The sequence below is a fragment of the Roseateles aquatilis genome, from assembly GCF_002205645.1.
Classification (GTDB): domain Bacteria; phylum Pseudomonadota; class Gammaproteobacteria; order Burkholderiales; family Burkholderiaceae_C; genus Roseateles; species Roseateles aquatilis.
The window spans coordinates 140,862-160,144 of the sequence record NZ_NIOF01000002.1 but is presented as its reverse complement, the minus strand read 5'-3'; the positions used below and the strand labels follow the sequence as shown (position 1 = coordinate 160,144).

Below are 19,283 nucleotides of genomic sequence, written 5' to 3'. Positions count from 1 at the left end.
GGCCCTATGACCATCACGATCAAGACCGGCGCCGATATCGACGCCATGCGCATCGCCGGCCGCCTCGCCTCCGAGGTGCTGGACATGCTGACCCCGCACGTCAAGCCGGGCGTCACCACCGACCACCTGGACAAGCTGGCGCACGACTACATCGTCAACGTCCAGCAGGCCATCCCGGCCCCGCTGAACTACCAGCCGCCGGGCTACACGCCGTATCCGAAGTCGGTCTGCACCTCGATCAACCATCAGGTCTGCCACGGCATTCCCAACGACCGCCCGCTGAAGAACGGGGACATCGTCAACATCGACGTCACCGTCATCAAGGACGGCTGGCACGGCGACACGAGCCGGATGTTCGTCGTCGGCGAGGGCTCGATCGCGGCCAAGCGGCTGTGCGCGTTCACCTACGACGCGATGTGGAAGGGCATCCAGAAGGTCAAGCCCGGCGCGCGCCTGGGCGACATCGGCCACGCCATCCAGACCTTCGCGGAGAACGCCGGCTTCAGCGTCGTGCGCGAGTTCTGCGGCCACGGCATCGGCCAGAAGTTCCACGAGGACCCGCAAGTGCTGCACTACGGCCGCCCCGGCACGCTGGAGGAACTGGTCCCCGGCATGGTCTTCACCATCGAGCCGATGATCAACGCCGGCCGGCGCGAGATCCGCGAGATGGGCGACGGCTGGACCATCGTCACCAAGGACCGCTCGCTGTCGGCGCAGTGGGAACACACGGTGCTGGTGACCGACACCGGCTTCGAGATCCTGACCCAGTCGGCCGGCACGCCCGCGGTGCCCGCGTTCGTGCAGCCGGTGGCCGCGCAGGCCTGAGGCCCGTCCGGCCATGAATGCCGTCGTGCCGTCCGGCGAGGCCGCCGCGCTGTCGATCGCCGATCTGCGCCAGCGCTTCAAGGCCGGCAAGCAGCAGCTGCTGCAGGACTTCGCCCAGTCCAAGGCCAACGTGTCGGCCGCCTCGCGGCTGATGCGCCAGTTGGCACGGCACGTCGACGGCACGCTGCAGGCGCTCTGGACCCAATCCGGCCTGGCCGCCGTGACGCCCGAGGCGGCGCTGGTGGCGGTGGGCGGCTACGGCCGCGGCGAGCTCTTCCCCCACTCGGACGTCGACGTCCTGGTGCTGCTGCCCGACGGCCTGACGCCGGACCGGCCCGGCCCGCTCAAGGGCGCGATCGAGGCCTTCATCACCGCGTGCTGGGACATCGGACTGGAGATCGGCTCCTCGGTCCGCACATTGACGGAATGTCTGGACGAGGCCGCTGGCGACGTGACCATCCAGACGGCGCTGCTGGAGTCGCGCCGGCTGGCCGGCGCCGGGCCGCTGGTCAAGCGCTTCGACAAGGCGTTCTGCCAGGCGCTGGACGCGCGCGCCTTCATGCGCGCCAAGACGCTGGAGATGCGCCAGCGCCACACGAAGTACGAAGAAACGCCCTACGCGCTGGAGCCCAACTGCAAGGAGAGCCCGGGCGGCCTGCGCGACCTGCAGGTGCTGATCTGGATCGCGCGCGGCGCGGGGCTGGGCAAGACCTGGCCCCAGCTGGCGGCCAAGGGCCTGATCACGCCCTTCGAGGCCCGCCAGTTGCAGCGCAACGAAGGCGTGCTGAAGCTGATCCGCTGCGAGCTGCACCTGGTGGCCAGGCGGCGCGAGGACCGTCTCGTCTTCGACCTGCAGACGGCGGTGGCCGAGAGCTTCGGCTACGAATCGACCCGGTCGCTGCGCGCGTCGGAAAAGCTGATGCGCCGCTACTACTGGGCGGCCAAGGCGGTGACGCAGCTCAACCAGATCACGCTGTTGAACCTGGAGGAGCAGATCAACGGCACCCGCGGCAACGAGCTGCGGCGGGTCGACGATCGTTTCCTGGAGCGCTCCGGCATGCTGGAGATCGCGACCGACGACCTGTATGAGCGCGAGCCGCATGCAATCCTGGAGACCTTCCTCGTCTACCAGCAGACGCCGGGCATCAAGGGCCTGTCGGCCAAGACGCTGCGCGCGCTGTACAACGCGCGCGGCCTGATGAACAGCGCGTTCCGGCGCGATCCCGCGAACCGGGCGATGTTCATGCGCATCCTGGAGGAGCCGCAGGGCCAGACCCACGCCTTCAGGCTGATGAACCAGACCTCGGTGCTGGGGCGCTACCTGTGGGTGTTCCGGCGCATCGTCGGGCAGATGCAGCACGACCTGTTCCACGTCTACACGGTGGACCAGCACATCCTGATGGTGCTGCGCAACATCCGGCGCTTCTTCATTCCGGAGCACACGCACGAGTACCCGTTCTGCTCGCAGCTCGCGGCGCAGCTCGACCGGCCGGCGCTGCTGTACATCGCGGCCCTCTTCCACGACATCGCCAAGGGCCGCGGCGGCGACCACTCGGACCTGGGCGCCGTCGAGGCACGGCGCTTCTGCCGCGCGCACGGGCTGTCGAAGGCGGACGCGGACATGGTGGTGTTCCTCGTCGAGCATCACCTGACGCTGTCCCGCGTGGCGCAGAAGGAGGACCTGTCCGACCCGGAGGTCATCCAGCACTTCGCGCAACTGGTCAAGGACGAGCGCCACCTGACGGCGCTCTACCTGCTGACCGTGGCGGACATCCGCGGCACCGGACCCAAGGTCTGGAACGCGTGGAAGGGCAAGCTGCTGGAGGACCTGTACCGGCTGACGCTGCGGGCCCTGGGCGGCGCGCGGCTGAACATGGCGGCCGAGATCGAGGCCCGCAAGCAGGAGGCGCGGCAGGCGCTGGCGCTGAAGGCGCAACTGCCGGGCACCGAGGACGCCTTGTGGAAAACGCTGGAGCTGAGCTACTTCGCGCGGCACGATGCGCAGGACCTGGCCTGGCACGCGCGCGCGCTGTGGCGGCACGTGGACAGCGCCGAGCCCGTGGTGCGGGCGCGCCCGTCGCCGGTCGGCGAAGGCCTGCAGGTGCTCGTCTACGCGCGCGACCAGCAGGACCTGTTCGCCCGCACTTGCGGTTACTTCGACGGCGCGGGCTTCAACATCCTGGACGCCAAGGTGCACACGACACGCACCGGTTATGCGCTGGACACCTTCCAGGTGATCGCGCCGGAGCTGGACCTGCACCACCGCGACCTGACCGCGCTGGTCGAGTCCAAGCTCGGTCAGGCACTGGTCGCGCAGGGTCCCTTGCCGGAGCCGCGCAAGGGCCGGCTGTCGCGTCGGGTGAAGAGCTTCCCGTTCACGCCGCGCATCGCGCTGCGACCGGACGAACGGGCGCAGCGCTGGCTGCTGTCGGTCAGCGCCACCGACCGGGCCGGCCTGCTGTACGCCATCGCGCGCGTGCTGGCGCGGCACGGCATCAACCTGCAGCTGGCCAAGGTCTCGACGCTGGGCGAGCGCGTGGAAGACACCTTCCTGCTCGACGGCGCGGCCCTGCAGCAAAGCCGGCTGCAGTTGCAGATCGAAGGCGAGCTGCTCGACGCGCTGGCGGTCCAGTGAGCGCGCGCGGCGGCTCATGAGCCAATACCACGTCATCCCCTCCGCCGAGGCCTTCGCGCGGCTGGGCGAGTTCGGCGCCGTCATCGACGTGCGCTCGCCGGGCGAGTTCGCCGAAGACCATCTGCCTGGCGCCATCAACTGGCCGGTGCTGGACGACGAGGAGCGCCGCATCGTCGGCACGCTCTACCGCGAGGATCCGCTGGAGGCGCGCAAGCTGGGCGCCGCGCTCGTCGCCCGCAACATCGCCGATCACCTGGACGCCAACCGCGCGCTGATGCGCAAGCACTGGCGCCCGCTGGTGTACTGCTGGCGCGGCGGCCAGCGTTCAGGCGCGATGAACTGGTTCCTCAACCAGATCGGATTCAAGTCGCTGCAACTGGTCGGCGGCTACAAGGCGTTCCGGGGCGAGGTGCTGAAGACGCTGGCGTCCCTGCCGACCCGCTTCGAGGTCGTGGTGCTGTGCGGCAAGACCGGGTCTGGCAAGACGCGCTTGCTGCACGCCCTGTCGGCGGCGGGCGCGCAGGTGCTGGACCTGGAGGCGCTGGCGCGCCATCGCGGCTCGGTGCTGGGCGCCCTGCCCGATCAGCCGCAGCCGGGCCAGAAGGCGTTCGACACGGCGCTGTGGCAGACGCTGGTGGCGCTGGATCCGGCGCGACCCGTTTTCGTCGAAAGCGAGAGCCGCAAGATCGGCGCGGTGCAGTTGCCGGATTCGCTGCACTTTCATCTGCGCGAGACCGGCCGCTGCATGTGGATCGAGATGGCCGAGGCTGGCCGCGTGCAGTTGCTGCTGGAGGACTACGCGCACTTCATGGCGACGCCGGAGGCGTTCAACCGCCTGCTCGACGGCCTGATCGCGCTGCGCGGGCGGGAGCGCGTGCAGCGGTGGCAAGCCCTGGCGCGCGAGGGCCAGTGGGCGCAGGTCTTCGGCGAGCTGATGCGGGAGCATTACGACCCGGGGTACGAGCGGTCGCTGACGAATCACTTTCCGCGGCTGGTCACGGCGCCGAGGGTGGAGCTGCGGGATGGCGGGGACGTGGAGACGGCGCGGGTGGCGCGGGCGTTGATCGCGCTGGCGAGCTAGACGAGCCTGACCGGGCGCGAATGACTGTCGGCCTCCCATGCGGTGACCTCTCGAAGGGTCCTGCCTGACGGCATGCATCCAAGCGTGAAGGAGGCGACTACAGTAGCCGTCCTCCGCTTCTACCACGGCCGGGCGAGACTGCCCAGAAGGACACCGATGAGACGCCTTTTCGCCCTCAGCGCATTTGCCGCTGTCACCTTGACCGCATGCGGTGGCCTGCTGAGCCGCTCGCCCGAGGAACTCCGCGCAGGACAGGCCGAATCGATCCGCGTCTGCATGGCGATCGAACCCCAGGAAGCGGCCGAACGGGTGCGCGCCGGCTGGCGCGGCTGCCAGTTCATCGGTCCCATGGCCTCGACGAATCAAGCCACTACGGTGCCTGGTGGTGGCGTCGTCATGATTCCCTCGGGGCCCTATGCTGGCGACTGGATAGAAGTCACGCCGTCGGGAAAAGGGTTCATCGTCGCAAAAGGGGGCAATGGGAAGCTTGGGAGGACCGTCCAGTTCCTGGCGGATGTTCAACCGACGGAGCAGTGCAAAGCCGAGGTTGTCGCGCGCGGTGCGGGGCCCATCTTCAGCGTGCGGGCCAAAGAGGTTGCGTACTACCTCGATCATCCGGACCGTGGCTGTCCGCGCTGATGGCAGACCTTCCCTCATCGTAGACGCCGGACCTTGAAGGTCCGGCTTCCGCCGTCGACACCGCCACCACCCGCACCGGCCTGCCAAAGGCCGGGGTGTTCGCGCGCAGCGCGGCCAGCAGCGCCGCGACCACAGCGGGGTCCGTTTCACGCACCATCAACAGCGTGGGCCGCCGCGGCCGGAACGCTTCGGCGGCGTCCAACGGCCCCTCTCTCCACCACCCGCAATCCCACGGATCTCCTCGTTGCGTGCCGCTCTGCGTCACACACTCGCGCCACAGGATCCGCACGCGCCAGAGCAGCCCTCGCGAGCGGCCCATGCGCGCCAGTTCGTGACTGCCGTCCAGCCCGCAAGCCGCGCCATCCAGACCGGCGTGCGGCGCGATGCTGGCCACGCGCAGCGGCTCCGTCAGCACCGGGAAGGCCCCTTCTTCGCACCAGGTCCGAAGCGAGGCCAGCAACGCCTCGTCGACCGCCCCGAGGGCGTCAGGCGGTTCCATCAGCGCATCGTCGAAGCGACGGGGCTTGCGCATCGCAAAGCGAGTCAACGGCCGGTCGACTGCCCGGCGTTGCCCGAACTCGGCGGAGCGGCCACGCCGATGGGGATGACGCGCACGCCGGAGGGCGTGGCCGTGACCTCGGCCTGACGGGTGGTCTGGGCGCTCTTCCCCGACGAGCCCAGACGGACGACCGAGAGCATGTCCACCGCGGCCTGACGCACGTGGGACGCAAAGAACAAGCCAGCCACGGCCAGGATGACGGCCGCGATGCCGGCGATGACTTTGACGGGGGAGATGTGCATCATGAACAAGCCTTGGAGGGGAATGGAGGCGTCAGGCCGACGCTCGATGAGCCTGGCTCACCGCCGCGCGCAACGCCTCGATCGCCTCATTGTCGGTCCAGCCCTCGGCCGCATCGCCGATGACAACTTCCACCATCGCGCCATCGGCCAGCAGCACCGAAGGCACGGCCCGCGCACCCAGCCAGAAACCTCGCTCGGCGGCGATCGCGCGCAGCGCATCGGGCAGGCGCGCCGGGTCGACCGGCAGGTGCAGCTGGAACGAGTTGGTATGCGGCAAGTCCGGCGCGACGCGCCAGCCGCGCTCCGCGCAGAGTCGCTGGGCGAGCGCCCTCGCCCGCTCCCGGTAGCCGCCCATCAGCGGCAGTTGCCGACGCAGACCGGCGATGGCGCTCAGCACGAACGGGTACAGCGAGAAGACATTGCCGGCGAGCCGCGACTTCCACGGCGCGAGCGCGGCGATGAAGTCCTCCGGCCCCGCGAGCACGCTGCCGGCGAGCCCGCCCAGGCCCTTGTAGAACGACACGTAGACCGAGTCCGCCAGCGCCGCGATCTCGGCCAGCGAGCGGCCGTAATGCGGCGCCGATTCCCACAGCCGGGCGCCATCGAAGTGCAGCTTCACGCCGTTCGCGCGGCACCACGCGCTGATCGCGACCAGCGCGTCCCAATCGGGCAACCGGAAACCGCCGCGCCGCAGCGGCAGCTCGACGACCACGACCGCGGGCTTCTCGGCCAGCGCTTGCAGATCGACCACCGTGAACGGCGTGTCCGGCTCGCCGACGCGCAAGCCGCGCAGTCCCATCAGGCGCTCGAAGGCCTCTTCCTCGTCGATCGCGATGTGGCTCTGCGGATGCAGCGCCACCGGGCCCTGGCCTTCGCCGCACCACACGCGCAGCGCCGCCAGTTGGCAGGCCACGCCCTTGTGGAAGAAGCGCCCGGACGGCTTGCCGAGCAGCGTCGCCACGTCCGCCTCCAGCGTCTGCAACACGGCGCCGTCGCCGTAGACATCCAGCGGCTGGTCGGCCTCGGGCAACGCCAGCAGGGCCTGGAGCGATTCGCGCATCGAGCGCATCGGCCGGTGGCCGTTCAACCAGCGGGTGCAGCGGTTGCGGAGTTCGATATCGGCTTGAGAGGGGCTCAATGCGGGCATGTGGAGCGTCCGGAAATGGAGACGCCCGCCGAGGCGAGATCCCGGCGGGCGTTGAAGGGGCGAGCGAGCGTCGGTCCGGTCAGACCGCGACCAGCTCCACCTCGAACAGCAGCGTGGCGTGCGGGGGGATCACGCCGCCGGCGCCGTAGGGGCCGTAGCCGAGCTCGGACGGGATCACCAGGAAGCGGGTGCCGCCGACCTTCATGCCTTGCACGCCCTCGTCCCAGCCCTTGATCACCTCGCCGCCGCCCAGGTGGAAGCGGAACGGATCGCGACGGTCCTTGGACGAGTCGAACTTGCGGCCGCGCTGGCCGTTCTGGAACAGCCAGCCGGTGTAATGCACGGTGACGCGCTTGCCGGCTTCCGCGACGGCGCCTTCGCCAGTCGTCGTGTCCTCGTACTGCAGGCCGCTGGCGGTCTTGACCAGGTTGTTCAGCGCGATCGGCTCCGCGCCGCCGGACACGCCCAGCAATTCCACCTCGAACAGCAGCGTCGCGTTCGGGGGGATCACGCCACCGGCGCCGCGGGCGCCGTAGCCCAGTTCCGGCGGAATCACCAGCACGCGGGTGCCGCCGATCTGCATGCCCTGCACGCCTTCGTCCCAGCCCTTGATGACCATGCCGCCGTCGAGCTCGAACTCGAACGGCTCGCCGCGGTCCTTGCTGGAGTCGAACTTGGCGCCCTTCTGGCCGTCCTTGTAGAGCCAGCCGGTGTAATGCACCTGGACGTCCTGCCCGGCGCGCGCGGTGGCGCCGGAGCCGGGCGTGGTGTCGTCGTATTGCAGGCCGCTGTCGGTCGTTTTCATCGCAGGTTCCTCGAAGCGGAAGTCCGGTTCGGACTCCCATGTGCAAAACCGCGATCATGCCAGCCGCCGACGCCCCTTCGGTGTTTGCCGAGGTCCCCGTCCAGGGGATCAGCGGCGGTCGTGCGAACCGCGATCGACCTCGCGCGCGCGCCACAGCGCGGTGGCCTGCGCCAGCCAGTCCGCCGTGCTGGACGCCTCCCGCGCCGCGAACGCCGGCAGCCCGAGCGCCGTTCCCGCCCGCCGCAACGCCGCCAGCGGGTCGCGCAAGTCGAGCGCCCGGGCGCCGTTCTGCTTGGAGAGCTTCTCGCCGTTCTCGCCCAGCACCAGCGGGGTGTGCAGGTAGCGCGGGCGCGGCAGGCCCAGCAGTTGCTGGAGCCGGATCTGGCGCGGCGTGTTGTCCGCCAGGTCTTCACCGCGGACGATGTCGGTGACCTGCTGCAGCCCGTCGTCGACGACCACCGCCAACTGGTAGGCCCACAGGCCGTCGGCGCGCTTGAGCACGAAGTCGCCGACCTCGGCCGTCAGGTCCTGCGATTGCGCGCCGAGCCGGCGGTCATGCCAGTCGATGCGAAAGTCCGCATCGGCATCGATTTCGGCCCTGCGGCCGGGGCCGGGATCGATGTCGACACCCGCATCGACAGCGACATCGCCGTCGATGCCGTCGACGGCGCCCCGCCCCGCCGTGCTGCGCAGGCGCCACGCGCGCGCCGGCTTGCCGCGCAGGCCGTGCCGGCAGGTGCCGGGGTACACCAGCTCGCCGTGCCGCTCGCGCTGATCGCCGCGGGCCGCCACGGCCTCCAGGATGTCCTTGCGCGAGCAGCCGCAGGGGTAGGCCCAGCCGGCGGCGCGCAAGCGCTCCAACGCCTGGCCGTAGGCCGCGCCGCGCCTCGATTGCCAGACCGGCGGCTCGTCCGGCAGCAGCCGCGCCTGCGCCAGCTGCGACAGGATGGTCGCGTCCGCGCCGGGCGGGCAGCGCGGTCCGTCGACGTCCTCGATCCGCACCAGCCAGCGCCCGCCGTGCGCGCGCGCATCGAGCCAGCTGGCCAGCGCCGCGACCAGCGAGCCCTCGTGCAGCGGCCCGGTCGGCGACGGCGCGAAGCGGCCGACATACCGCCCCGCGGGTCGATCCGGCGGCAGGCTCACAGCACCAGGCCCTCGTGCTGCTCCAGCAGCGCGCGGCGGGTGGTCTCGCTCTGCAGTTGACGCAGCCACCAGGACAACGCCTTCGCGGGCGGGTGGCCGGTGTTGCGCCACGCGTAATGCATCGGCGAGACCCGCTTGCCCTGGAAGGTCTGCTTCATGACCAGCCGGCCGGCGTCGACGTGGCGCCGCACCATCGGCGTAGGCAACGATCCGACGCCCAGTCCGCGCAGCAGCGCCTCCAGCTTGATGGCCATCGACGGCACCGTCAGCACCTCCTGGCCGGGCACCACGCCCACCGTCACCGGCGCCAGGCTGCGCGCCGTGTCGGCCACCGCGACGATGCGGTGCCGCGCGATCTGCGCCGAGGTCAAGGTGCCCTCGAAATCCGCCAGCGCGTGATGCGGCGCGACGCAGAACACCATCTCCATCGGCCCCAGCACCTCGCACACCACCGAGCTGCCCGGCGGCTGCGCGCTGGTGCCGATGGCCAGGTCGGCCTGGCCCGAGATCAGCGCCTCCCAGGTACCGGACAGCACCTCGGTACGCAGCTTCAGGCGCGTCGGCGGCGGCTTGCCGTCCTCGGCCTGCTGATAGAAGGCCTCCATCAGATCGAACAGCGCGCGCCGCGCGATGGCGTCGTCGAAGGCGATGGTGAGCTCGCTCTCCCAGCCGGTGGCCACGCGCTTGACGCGGTTGGCGACGGCGTCCATCTCCTGCAGCAACCGGCGCCCCTCGGTCAGCAGTTCCTGGCCGGCGGCCGTCAGCACGGCCTGGCGCGAACTGCGATCGAACAGCAGCACGTCCAGCGCGTCCTCCAGTTGCCGCACCGAGTAGGTCAGCGCCGACGGCACCTTGCCCATCTCGCGCGCCGCCGCGGCGAAGCTGCCGCTGCGGGCGATGCTGTCCATCATCGCCAGCGCCTCGGGCGTCAGCACCCGTCGTTTGTCTTGTTGTGACATCCCTTCATCTTATTTGAACGCTGGCTTCAAGCCCCCGCCCCCTCGGGAGAGGCGCCGTTCCCTACAGTGAAGCCATCGCAAGCAGACAAGGAGCAACGACATGAATGAACTCATCAAGTCCTCGGACCGCGGCTATGCCGATCACGGCTGGCTCAAGAGCTTCCACAGCTTCTCGTTCGCCGACTACTACAACCCACGCCGCATGGGCTTCGGACCGCTGCGGGTGATCAACGAGGACCGGATCGCCGGTGGCACCGGGTTCGGCACCCACGGCCACCGCGACATGGAAATCATCAGCTACGTGCTGAGCGGCGAGCTGGCGCACCAGGACAGCATGGGCAACGGCAAGCCGGGCGGCGCCAACGCGGGTGTGATCCGTCCCGGGGACGTGCAGCGCATGAGCGCCGGCACCGGCGTGATGCACAGCGAGTTCAACCACTCGAAGGACGATCAGACCCACTTCCTGCAGATCTGGGTCATGCCGGATCGCCAGGGCGTGCAGCCGGGTTATGAACAGAAGCATTTCCCGGACGCGGACAAGCGCGGCCAGCTGCGCCTGGTGGCCTCGCCGGACGGCGCGCAGGATTCGGTGAGCCTGCATCAGGACGCCCGGCTGTATGCCGGACTGTTCAACGGCGATGAACGGGCCGAGCTGCCGCTGGCCGCCGGACGACTCGGCTACGTGCATCTGGTGCGCGGCAAGCTGACCGTCAACGGCCAGGCGCTGGAGACCGGGGACGCGCTGCAGATCGCGAAGGAAGATCACCTCGTGATCGAAGGTGGGGAGGATGCCGAAGTGCTGGTGTTCGACCTGCCGACCTGAGGCACCCGAGCCGCCCGCCCCGGCGGCTCGCCATGAACCCGCGCCGACGGGTCCGCCACTGGCAATGCGTCCCGGGACGGACCCGCCGCATGTCGCGGCGGCCGCCGGTTCGCAGGAGTTGGCCCATGGTGTCCCGCAGCGTGTTCTGGCAGTCTCCTTTCGCCGCGGCCGACACGGCCCCCCAGCGTTCCGACGCTATCCAGGGTTCATCGGTGCCACACGGCAACGAGACCCCCGGAACTTCCGGCACGGCATCGACGTGGCGCGCGCCCCCGACCGTCACCCAGGGGATCCCCTCGCGAAGCATCGGCGCGCGGACGACCTCGGCCGATCCGCCGAATCTCCCGATCGACGCGCTCTCGGAGGCGCTGGCCCCGACTCTGGCGCAAGCGACCTCCGACCGCCTGCCGGGCCTCTTTCACAGCCCGACGATGACGCGCTCCGCGGACCAGCGCAAGCCGGCGACGCGCCCTCATCAGCGGTCCCCATCGACCCTCGCGCCCGCCTCGACCGACCTGGCAAGACCTGGCCCTGCGTCGCCGGCTGCCATGGATGAATCGCCGCCGGACGCATCCGTCGACGCGCGGCGGCACGATCTGCCGGACCCATTGCCGGCTGCGGTGGCGAGCATCGCCGACGCCTTGCTCGGGCTGCTGGGCTGGCCCGAGGACGTGGCGATCCAGGTCTCGGTGCCCTGTCAGGCGCCGTTGCACTACGCCCGCGTTCGCACGCCCCGGCACCTGATCGAGATCATCTTCAATCCCACCACCGGACGCTTCGACTGCACGAGCTGTCAGGCGGTCCCTCTGGAGTTGCCCCCAGGCAGCGCGAGCGACGGCGGATTTCTGCGCGCCGTGTTGCAGGGTCTCGCGGGAGCGACCGCCACGGCGCTGCTGCAGGCATCGCCGTTCCTGATCGAGCCCTGGGAAAACTGGGCGCTCGCGCAAGAGGCCGTCGAGGCGGCGCCGGACCCGGAAGAGCGGATGGGCATTCCCGGCGCCACGCGCGTCCGCCGCAAGGAGCGCGCGTGAACATCCGAACGCCGTCGTCATGGCGTCCCCCTAAACTCGCGCGATGCAATCGCTCCGTCAACTGCTGTCCGCGCTGCCGCCGCTCGACTGGCTGGCCCTGCTGCTGTACTTCGCCGCCTGGGTCGGCTACGCGCAGTTCGCCAAGCGCCATGCCGAGGCCCGCGGCTCCTTGCTGGCCCTGACCAACCGGGTGCGGCGCCAGTGGATGCTGCAGCTGACCTACCGCGAGATGCGGGTGCTCGACGGCGCGGTGAGTCAGGCGTTGCTGTCCAGCCCGTCCTTCTTCGCCTCCACGACCATCCTGATCATCGGCGGCCTGCTGGCCGCGATCGGGGCCAGCGAGAAGACCAGCGCGCTGGTGCTCGAACTGCCGTTCACGGTGCAGACCAGCGCGCTGGTCTTCGACCTGAAGCTGGGGCTGCTGACGGGGATCTTCGTCTACGCCTTCTTCCGCTTCACCTGGAGCATGCGCCAGTACACCTTCGGCGCGCTGCTGGTGGCCTCCGCGCCGGAGGCCGGCCAGTTCCGGGAGCTGCCCCCGAGCGCTCGCGAGACCTTCGCCGACCGCGCCGGGGCCGTCGTCGGCATGGCGGCCGAGGCCTTCAACGACGGCCTGCGCGGCTACTACCTCGCCTTCCCGGTGGTGGCCTGGTTCTTCTCGCCGTGGGTCTTCCTGGTGGCGACCGGGGGCGTGATCTACGTGCTCTACCAGCGCGAGTTCCGCTCCGAGGTGCTGGACGCGTTGCGACCCTGAGGGCGGCGCGACGCTGCCTTCAGGCCAGGACGAAGCGACGGGCGCGTCGAGCGCGCGACTGACCGGGCTTTCTCAACCCAGAAGCGCCGATGCTGTCCGTCCAACGTTTGATTCACGCCTCGTGGCGCCGGGAGGCTCTCGCGGCCGCGCCCGATCCCTCTTCGCGTCAGCCGCTCGTCGATGACGACCGCGCCACCCTCCGCCGTGTCGTCGAGGCGTTGAAGACCAGGAGAGCGCTCTCGGCGGAACTTGAGGACATCCAGCTCAGCGTGTTGACGCAGTTGAAGGGGTGGCCCACGGGCCTGAGCCTCCTGCGCGCCTACCCGGGCAATCCGGGCACGGCCTGCGCGATCAGGCGATTTGGCGCGCAGACCTCGCCCTTCGCCCGCGGCGAACCGCTGCTGCTGGTGCGGTTCGACAACGGATCCTGGCAGTTTTCACCCGGCATCTCGCCTCCCCTGACGCTCCGCAACACGCCGGCCTGCTCCCGGCAGCTGCTATGCGCCTGCGCCGCCGCCCTGATCCATCGGTTCGGAAACTACGGGCGGCGCTGCGTCGCGGAGATGGCCGGCGACAGCCGATGCACGACGGAGCAGGCCCCGATGTCCCTGCTGCTGGACAAGCTGAATCTGAGCATCGCGGAATGGCTGGAACGCACCACCGCCTCACAGGACGCGGCGGCGACGCTGGCGGCCGCCCACAGCCGCCCGGTGGACGACGGCGAAACGGCGGCGATGATGCCGCCGCACAAGCGGACGCGCCAGGACGTCAACCAGTGGTCGCGGGCGGGCGAGGCTTCAGCGTCCTCCTCGACCGCCCCTGCGACTACAGCCTCCAGCACCACCCCACATTCACCGACGGCCGCCGATGTTTGGGCGGCCTGCCAGCACGCCCTGTCGGATGATTTCATCCGGCGGATTCTGAGCGATCCGGATCCGGCACCGCCATCGGCGGACCACGCCGAGTCGTGATCGCCGCAGGTCTGCTCGACTCGACCTGACCCGCGCTCCCGCGCTCCCGTGCTCCCGGAGCAGGAGCGGGCGAAACCGAAGAACCCCGCCTGGGGCGGGGTTCTTCTGGCTTGGAGCCGTGGGGTTCAATGCACCACGCGCCCGAAGCTGAAGGTCCCCGGCTCGCCGTTGCCACCGGCCTCCACGCCGACCGGGATCACGTCCTTCGGCCCGAAGCGTCCTTGCAGGATCAGCTTGGACAGCGGGTTCTCGATGCGCTGCTGGATCGCGCGCTTCAGCGGACGCGCCCCGAAGACTGGATCAAAGCCTACCTTGGCCAGCTCGTCGAAGGCCTCGTCGCTGACGTCGAGCTTCATCTCCAGCTTCTCCAGCCGCTGTTCCAACTGGCGCAGCTGGATCTTCGCGATCGAGCGGATCTGCGACGCGCCCAGCGCATGGAAGATCACCGTCTCGTCGATGCGGTTGAGGAATTCGGGCCGGAAATGCGCCTTGACCTCGCCCCACACGGCCTCGCGGATGACCTCGTCGGGCTCGCCCTGCAGCGCCATGATGTGCTGCGAGCCGAGGTTGGACGTCATCACGATCACGCAGTTCTTGAAGTCGACCGTGCGGCCCTGCCCGTCGGTCAGACGACCGTCGTCGAGCACCTGCAGCAGCACGTTGAACACGTCCGGATGCGCCTTCTCGACCTCGTCCAGCAGCAGCACGCTGTAGGGCTTGCGGCGCACGGCCTCGGTCAGGTAACCGCCCTCGTCATAGCCGACATACCCGGGCGGCGCGCCGATCAGGCGGCTGACCGAGTGCTTCTCCATGAACTCGCTCATGTCGATGCGGACCATGTGGTCCTCGCTGTCGAACAGGAAACCCGCCAGCGCCTTGCACAGCTCGGTCTTGCCGACGCCGGTGGGGCCCAGGAACAGGAAGCTGCCCAGCGGCTTGTCCGGGTCGGACAGCCCGGCACGCGAGCGGCGAATCGCGTCGGCGACCGCGGTGATCGCCTCGTCCTGGCCGACGACGCGCTCGTGCAGCTTGTCTTCCATCTGCAGCAGCTTGTCGCGCTCGCCCTGCATCAGCTTGCTGACCGGAATGCCGGTCGCGCGCGCCACGACTTCGGCGATCTCTTCCGCGCCGACCATCGTGCGCAGCAGCTGCGGCACGGTCTTGTCCCTGGCCTTGCCGGTCTCCTTGGCCTGCGCCTCGCCCAGGCGCTTCTCCAGCTCCGGCAGCTGGCCGTACTGCAGCTCGGCCACCTTGTTGAAGTCGCCCTTGCGCTTGAGCTCCTCGATCTGGAACTTGATCCGGTCGATCTCTTCCTTCACATGCGCCGAGCCCTGCGCCTGCGCCTTCTCGGCGGTCCAGATCTCTTCCAGGTCGTTGTACTCGCGCTGGAGCTTGAGGAGCTCGTCCTCGATCAGCGCGAAGCGGCGCTGCGAGCCCTCGTCGGTTTCCTTGCGCACTGCCTCGCGCTCGATCTTGAGCTGGATCATGCGGCGGTCGAGCTTGTCCATCGCCTCGGGCTTGGAGTCGATCTCGATCTTGATCTTGGCGGCGGCCTCGTCGATCAGGTCGATGGCCTTGTCCGGCAGGAAGCGGTCGGTGATGTAGCGATGGCTGAGCTCGGCCGCGGCGATGATCGCCGGGTCGGTGATCTCGACGCCGTGGTGCACTTCGTATTTCTCCTGCAGGCCGCGCAGGATGGCGATGGTGGCCTCGACGCTGGGCTCCTCGACCAGCACCTTCTGGAAACGACGCTCGAGCGCGGCGTCCTTCTCGACGTACTTGCGGTACTCGTTCAGCGTGGTGGCGCCGATGCAATGCAGCTCGCCCCGCGCCAGGGCGGGCTTGAGCATGTTGCCGGCGTCGATGGCGCCCTCGGCCTTGCCGGCGCCGACCATGGTGTGGATCTCGTCGATGAACAGGATGATCCGGCCCTCGTCGGCCGCGACTTCCTTGAGCACCGACTTCAGCCGTTCCTCGAATTCGCCGCGGAACTTGGCGCCGGCCAGCAGGCCCGCCATGTCCAGCACCAGGACGCGCTTGTCCTTGAGCGACTCGGGCACCTCGCCGTTGACGATGCGCTGCGCCAGGCCTTCGACGATGGCGGTCTTGCCGACGCCGGGCTCGCCGATCAGCACCGGATTGTTCTTGCTGCGCCGCTGCAGCACCTGGATCGCGCGGCGGATCTCGTCGTCGCGGCCGATGACCGGGTCGAGCTTGCCGGCGCGAGCGCGCTCGGTCAGGTCGAGGGTGTACTTCTTGAGCGCCTCGCGATTGCCTTCGGACTCCTGGCTGTCGACCTTCTGACCGCCGCGGACCGCCTCGACGGCGGCCTCCAGTGCCTTGCGCGTCAGGCCGTGACCGCGCACGACGCCGGCCAGGTCGGACTTGGCGTCGGCCAGGGACAGCAGGAACATCTCGCTGGCGATGAAGTGGTCGCCCCGCTTGGACGCCTCCTTCTCGGCGCTCTGCAGCAGGCCGATCAGGTCGCGGCTGGGCTGGACCTGCTGGCCCTCGCCCTGCACCTGCGGCAGGCCGCCCAGGATGCCGTCCAGCGCGCCCTTGAGCGCCGGCACCTTCACGCCGGCGCGCTCCAGCAAGGCACGCGGACCGTCGTCCTGCGCCAGCATCGAGATCAGCACATGGACGGGTTCGATGTAGGGGTTGTCGCGCGTCACAGCGAGGCTTTGGGCCTCGGCCAGCGCTTCCTGAAATCGGGTGGTGAGCTTGTCGACTCGCATGGGTAGATAACCTCCGTTGCCGACTGAAATGGGAGCTTGGGGCGGGAAATCAAGTCGTCTTTCGCGGCAAAGGCCGTGCCCAACGTGGCGACGGCGAGGGACGCCCGCTTGTCGTCCGTGCGCTCCCACCCCATCCCCGCCCTCCAAGCGGACAGGGCAGATGCCACCACTCCGGCCCGCCCGCAAGGGACGGGAGCAAGACACCCGAGGTCGCCCCGACGGTGTCCCTCGCGTGGTCTTGCCGCGCCCACCGAGGGGCGGAGGAAACCACCGCGGGTCGCGGTGATGGGGTCCCTCTCGGGGTCTTGCTCCCCGGGGCGGGCGAAGACCCTTCAGGCGGCGGAGATCAGCGCCTGCATGACCTTGAGGCCGGCCACCGCCGCGGCCAGCGAGCCCAGCACGTGGGCCGCGGAATGGGACAGCGCCATCAGGTACTCGCCGCGCTGCAGCAGCGACAGCGACTCGCCGGAGAACGACGAGAAGGTCGTCAGGCCGCCGAGGAAGCCGGTGACCAGCAGCAGCTTGAGGAGGTCATCCGGATGACGCCCGAACCATTCGAGCGCCATGCCGATCAGGAAACCGCCCACCAGGTTCACGAGCAGCGTCCCGAGTGGAAAACCCTGCCACTTCGCGTTCAACCACACCCCCGCACCCCAGCGCGCGAGCGCGCCGCCCGAAGCCCCGACGGACACCGCCGCCACTTGCGCCCAGCTCATCGTCCATTCCCCCTCACGTCGATCCCCCAGCGCGCCAGCGCCTCGTCATCGGCCACCCGCGCGTCCACCCAGCGGGCGCCGTCCGGTCCGTGCTCCTTCTTCCAGAACGGCGCCTGCGTCTTCAGGTAGTCCATCAGGAACTCGCAGGCCTGGAAGGCCTGCCCGCGGTGCCGCGCGCTGACCAGCACCAGCACGATCTGATCGCGCGGCCTGAGCGGCCCAACGCGATGGATCACGCGCGCGCCGCGGATCTCGAAGCGCCGCGACGCCTCGTCGATCATGGCCTCGATCGAGGCCTCGGTCATGCCGGGGTAATGCTCCAGCTCCATCAATGAGACCGGCGTGCCGTCGGCGCCGTCTCTTACCGTGCCAACGAAGCTGACCACCGCGCCCACGCCGCCGTCATCGGCGCGCAGCGCGAGCGTCTCGACGCCGAGGTCGAAATCATCGGTCTGAATGCGGACGCGCGGCGCGTCCCGCAGGCTCTGCGAATTCATCGCGGCGATTGTGGCATCGCCATGGTGACGGGGCGATCGGGCTCGCCCGCGGCGGCCGGCGTCCGATCAATATCCCGCCGCCAGCCCCGTGTTGCGACGCGGATCATTCGCCCCATAGAACCGGTTCTTCCCCACCGGCTTGCCGTTCAGCGATGGCGCCCCGACGATGATCGCCGCCAGGTGGTTGGCGTCCTGCGGCACGCCCAGCTTGTGGCCCATGCCCTCCAGCAGCTTCACCGTGTCGGGCGACAGCGCATACCGCTCGACGTTGGTCACGTCCGGCCGCCACTGCTGATGGAAACGCGGCGCGTCCACCGCTTCCTGGACGTTCATGTCGTAGTCGATCGCGTTGATCATCGTCAGCAGCACCGCCGTGATGATGCGGCTGCCGCCGGGCGTGCCCACCACCATCACCGGCTTGCCGTCCCTGGTCACGATGGTCGGGCTCATCGACGACAGCGGCCGCTTCCCGGGCGCGATGGCGTTGGCCTCGCCCTGCACCAGGCCGTACATGTTGGGCACGCCGACCTTGGAGGTGAAGTCGTCCATCTCGTTGTTCAGCAGCACGCCGGTCCCGGCCGCCGTGACCTTCGCGCCGAACCAGTCGTTCAGCGTGTAAGTCACCGACACTGCGTTGCCCCACTGGTCCGCGATCGAATAGTGCGTCGTGTTGCTGCCCTCATGCGGCGCCATGCCGGGCTTGAGGTCCGAGGACACCGCCGCCCTGGCGGGGTCGATCGCGGCGCGGATCTTCTCGGCGTAGGCCTTGTCCAGCAGCCGGCCCAGCGGGTTCTTGACGAAGTCCGGATCGCCCAGCGTGCTGTTGCGGTCCACGTAGGCATGGCGCATCGCCTCGATCTGGTAATGCACCGCTTGCGCCGACCCCCAGCCCAGTTGCCTGATTGGATACCCCTCCAGGATGTTGAGCATCTCGCAGATGATCACACCGCCCGAACTCGGCGGCGGCGCCGACACCACGCGGTAGCCGCGGTAGTCGCATTCGATCGGCGCCAGCTCGCGCGTCTTGTACTGGTCCAGGTCGGCCTGCGTCAGGATGCCCTTGCCGGCCTGGCTGGAGGCCACCAGCGCCCGCGCCACCCAGCCCTTGTAGAAGCCGTCGGTGCCCTTGCGGCTGATCTCGCGCAGGGTCCTGGCCAGATCCTTCTGCACCAACCGGTCGCCGGCCTGGAAGGGCTTGCCCTTGTCGAGGAAGATCGCGCCCGACGCGGGATCGGCCTCGAAGGCCTGGGTCGCCGTGCGGAACATGTCGACGTCACCCTGGTCCAGCACGAAGCCGCGCTCCGCCAGCACGATCGCCGGCGCGATCAACGCGGCGCGTTGCATCGTGCCGTACTTCTCCCGCGCGTACTCCATGCCGGAGACGCTGCCCGGCACGCCCACCGCCAGGTGCCCGAACGTGCTCAGGCCCTTGACGACGTTGCCGTCCTTGTCGAGGTACATGCCCGCCGTCGCGGCCAGCGGCGCCTTCTCGCGGAAGTCCAGAAAGGTCTTGCGGCCGTCCGCCAGCTGGATGGTCATGAAGCCGCCGCCGCCCAGGTTGCCCGCCGCCGGGTACACCACCGCCAGCGCGTAACCCACCGCCACCGCCGCGTCGACCGCGTTGCCGCCGCGCTTGAGCACGTCCACGCCGACCCGCGTCGCCAGATGCTGCGCGGCCACCACCATGCCGTGCTCCGCGGCCACCGGCGCGGCCGAGG

Annotated in this window: 18 protein-coding genes and 1 pseudogene; 8 read left to right on the top strand and 11 right to left on the bottom strand. The window is 69.5% G+C overall.

Annotated features, from left to right (window positions below; all coding sequences use genetic code 11):
- The first annotated feature begins 6 nt into the window (after positions 1-6).
- The 4 genes from map to CDN99_RS28125 all read left to right on the top strand — a co-directional run bounded on the left by map (position 7) and on the right by CDN99_RS28125 (position 5,180).
- Entirely contained in the window at positions 7-825 is an 819-nt protein-coding gene (gene map, locus CDN99_RS06170) for a type I methionyl aminopeptidase (RefSeq protein ID WP_088383707.1), read from the top strand.
- Between the two features lie 13 nt (positions 826-838).
- On the top strand, positions 839-3,460 hold the full coding sequence (locus CDN99_RS06165; RefSeq protein ID WP_088383705.1) for a [protein-PII] uridylyltransferase: 2,622 nt from the start codon (positions 839-841) through the stop codon (positions 3,458-3,460).
- A 16-nt stretch (positions 3,461-3,476) separates the two neighbouring features.
- Complete coding sequence (mnmH, locus tag CDN99_RS06160) at positions 3,477-4,541, top strand: tRNA 2-selenouridine(34) synthase MnmH (protein ID WP_088383703.1); 1,065 nt, start codon at positions 3,477-3,479, stop codon at positions 4,539-4,541.
- A 156-nt stretch (positions 4,542-4,697) separates the two neighbouring features.
- Positions 4,698-5,180, top strand: coding sequence for a hypothetical protein (locus CDN99_RS28125; protein WP_141100667.1), 483 nt, complete (start codon positions 4,698-4,700; stop codon positions 5,178-5,180).
- Here CDN99_RS28125 and CDN99_RS06155 read toward each other — a convergent pair.
- The 7 genes and pseudogenes from CDN99_RS06155 to CDN99_RS06130 all read right to left on the bottom strand — a co-directional run bounded on the left by CDN99_RS06155 (position 5,116) and on the right by CDN99_RS06130 (position 10,035).
- The gene (locus tag CDN99_RS06155; RefSeq protein WP_088383701.1) at positions 5,116-5,712 is read right to left on the bottom strand and encodes a hypothetical protein; all 597 of its coding nucleotides are present in this window, start codon (positions 5,710-5,712) and stop codon (positions 5,116-5,118) included. The two genes, CDN99_RS28125 and CDN99_RS06155, sit on opposite strands and share 65 nt — an antisense overlap.
- Before the next feature lie 11 nt (positions 5,713-5,723).
- Positions 5,724-5,984: a hypothetical protein gene (locus tag CDN99_RS06150; RefSeq protein ID WP_141100666.1), complete on the bottom strand. Its 261-nt coding sequence runs from the start codon at positions 5,982-5,984 to the stop codon at positions 5,724-5,726.
- 28 nt (positions 5,985-6,012) lie between these two features.
- The gene (locus CDN99_RS06145) at positions 6,013-7,128 is read right to left on the bottom strand and encodes a threonine aldolase family protein (protein WP_088383697.1); all 1,116 of its coding nucleotides are present in this window, start codon (positions 7,126-7,128) and stop codon (positions 6,013-6,015) included.
- A 79-nt stretch (positions 7,129-7,207) separates the two neighbouring features.
- Positions 7,208-7,555 (bottom strand): FKBP-type peptidyl-prolyl cis-trans isomerase, encoded by a 348-nt coding sequence (locus CDN99_RS29155; RefSeq protein WP_238139420.1) that lies wholly within the window; start codon positions 7,553-7,555, stop codon positions 7,208-7,210.
- A 33-nt stretch (positions 7,556-7,588) separates the two neighbouring features.
- Positions 7,589-7,933, bottom strand: a pseudogene (locus CDN99_RS29150) (FKBP-type peptidyl-prolyl cis-trans isomerase); the annotation flags it as partial.
- A gap of 108 nt (positions 7,934-8,041) precedes the next feature.
- The gene (gene gluQRS / locus CDN99_RS06135; RefSeq protein ID WP_088383693.1) at positions 8,042-9,076 is read right to left on the bottom strand and encodes a tRNA glutamyl-Q(34) synthetase GluQRS; all 1,035 of its coding nucleotides are present in this window, start codon (positions 9,074-9,076) and stop codon (positions 8,042-8,044) included.
- Positions 9,073-10,035 carry a LysR substrate-binding domain-containing protein gene (locus tag CDN99_RS06130; protein ID WP_088383691.1) on the bottom strand — a complete coding sequence of 321 codons (963 nt, stop codon included), beginning with the start codon at positions 10,033-10,035 and terminating at the stop codon, positions 9,073-9,075. Before CDN99_RS06130 ends, gluQRS begins: the two co-directional genes overlap by 4 nt.
- Before the next feature lie 100 nt (positions 10,036-10,135).
- Between CDN99_RS06130 and CDN99_RS06125 the strand changes: the two genes are divergently transcribed.
- The 4 genes from CDN99_RS06125 (at position 10,136) to CDN99_RS06110 (ending at position 13,614) form a co-directional block, all read left to right on the top strand.
- Complete coding sequence (locus CDN99_RS06125) at positions 10,136-10,858, top strand: pirin family protein (RefSeq protein ID WP_088383689.1); 723 nt, start codon at positions 10,136-10,138, stop codon at positions 10,856-10,858.
- Between the two features lie 125 nt (positions 10,859-10,983).
- The gene (locus tag CDN99_RS28120; protein WP_141100665.1) at positions 10,984-11,889 is read left to right on the top strand and encodes a hypothetical protein; all 906 of its coding nucleotides are present in this window, start codon (positions 10,984-10,986) and stop codon (positions 11,887-11,889) included.
- 43 nt (positions 11,890-11,932) lie between these two features.
- Positions 11,933-12,643, top strand: a complete 711-nt coding sequence (locus CDN99_RS06115) for a DUF599 domain-containing protein (RefSeq protein WP_088383685.1) — start codon at positions 11,933-11,935, stop codon at positions 12,641-12,643.
- A gap of 89 nt (positions 12,644-12,732) precedes the next feature.
- The gene (locus tag CDN99_RS06110) at positions 12,733-13,614 is read left to right on the top strand and encodes a hypothetical protein (protein WP_088383683.1); all 882 of its coding nucleotides are present in this window, start codon (positions 12,733-12,735) and stop codon (positions 13,612-13,614) included.
- A 125-nt stretch (positions 13,615-13,739) separates the two neighbouring features.
- Here CDN99_RS06110 and clpB read toward each other — a convergent pair whose 3' ends face one another.
- From clpB to ggt, 4 genes are all read right to left on the bottom strand, one after another.
- The gene (gene clpB, locus CDN99_RS06105; protein ID WP_088383681.1) at positions 13,740-16,352 is read right to left on the bottom strand and encodes an ATP-dependent chaperone ClpB; all 2,613 of its coding nucleotides are present in this window, start codon (positions 16,350-16,352) and stop codon (positions 13,740-13,742) included.
- A 332-nt stretch (positions 16,353-16,684) separates the two neighbouring features.
- Positions 16,685-17,068 carry a fluoride efflux transporter CrcB gene (gene crcB, locus CDN99_RS06100; protein ID WP_088383679.1) on the bottom strand — a complete coding sequence of 128 codons (384 nt, stop codon included), beginning with the start codon at positions 17,066-17,068 and terminating at the stop codon, positions 16,685-16,687.
- Positions 17,065-17,565 (bottom strand): molybdenum cofactor biosynthesis protein MoaE, encoded by a 501-nt coding sequence (locus CDN99_RS06095; RefSeq protein ID WP_088383677.1) that lies wholly within the window; start codon positions 17,563-17,565, stop codon positions 17,065-17,067. Before CDN99_RS06095 ends, crcB begins: the two co-directional genes overlap by 4 nt.
- 66 nt (positions 17,566-17,631) lie before the next feature.
- Positions 17,632-19,251 carry a gamma-glutamyltransferase gene (gene ggt / locus CDN99_RS06090; RefSeq protein ID WP_238139419.1) on the bottom strand — a complete coding sequence of 540 codons (1,620 nt, stop codon included), beginning with the start codon at positions 19,249-19,251 and terminating at the stop codon, positions 17,632-17,634.
- Positions 19,252-19,283 lie beyond the last annotated feature (32 nt).

Excerpts from the sequence above, each read along its gene's own strand:
- map (WP_088383707.1), top strand. The coding sequence starts at position 7 with ATGACCATCACGATCAAGACCGGCGCCGATATCGACGCCATGCGCATC.
- CDN99_RS06165 (WP_088383705.1), top strand. The coding sequence starts at position 839 with ATGAATGCCGTCGTGCCGTCCGGCGAGGCCGCCGCGCTGTCGATCGCC.
- mnmH (WP_088383703.1), top strand. The coding sequence starts at position 3,477 with ATGAGCCAATACCACGTCATCCCCTCCGCCGAGGCCTTCGCGCGGCTG.
- CDN99_RS28125 (WP_141100667.1), top strand. The coding sequence starts at position 4,698 with ATGAGACGCCTTTTCGCCCTCAGCGCATTTGCCGCTGTCACCTTGACC.
- CDN99_RS06155 (WP_088383701.1), bottom strand. The coding sequence starts at position 5,712 with ATGCGCAAGCCCCGTCGCTTCGACGATGCGCTGATGGAACCGCCTGAC.
- CDN99_RS06150 (WP_141100666.1), bottom strand. The coding sequence starts at position 5,984 with ATGATGCACATCTCCCCCGTCAAAGTCATCGCCGGCATCGCGGCCGTC.
- CDN99_RS06145 (WP_088383697.1), bottom strand. The coding sequence starts at position 7,128 with ATGCCCGCATTGAGCCCCTCTCAAGCCGATATCGAACTCCGCAACCGC.
- CDN99_RS06130 (WP_088383691.1), bottom strand. The coding sequence starts at position 10,035 with ATGTCACAACAAGACAAACGACGGGTGCTGACGCCCGAGGCGCTGGCG.
- CDN99_RS06125 (WP_088383689.1), top strand. The coding sequence starts at position 10,136 with ATGAATGAACTCATCAAGTCCTCGGACCGCGGCTATGCCGATCACGGC.
- CDN99_RS28120 (WP_141100665.1), top strand. The coding sequence starts at position 10,984 with ATGGTGTCCCGCAGCGTGTTCTGGCAGTCTCCTTTCGCCGCGGCCGAC.
- CDN99_RS06115 (WP_088383685.1), top strand. The coding sequence starts at position 11,933 with ATGCAATCGCTCCGTCAACTGCTGTCCGCGCTGCCGCCGCTCGACTGG.
- CDN99_RS06110 (WP_088383683.1), top strand. The coding sequence starts at position 12,733 with ATGCTGTCCGTCCAACGTTTGATTCACGCCTCGTGGCGCCGGGAGGCT.
- clpB (WP_088383681.1), bottom strand. The coding sequence starts at position 16,352 with ATGCGAGTCGACAAGCTCACCACCCGATTTCAGGAAGCGCTGGCCGAG.
- crcB (WP_088383679.1), bottom strand. The coding sequence starts at position 17,068 with ATGAGCTGGGCGCAAGTGGCGGCGGTGTCCGTCGGGGCTTCGGGCGGC.
- CDN99_RS06095 (WP_088383677.1), bottom strand. The coding sequence starts at position 17,565 with ATGAATTCGCAGAGCCTGCGGGACGCGCCGCGCGTCCGCATTCAGACC.
- ggt (WP_238139419.1), bottom strand. The coding sequence starts at position 19,251 with ATGGTGGTGGCCGCGCAGCATCTGGCGACGCGGGTCGGCGTGGACGTG.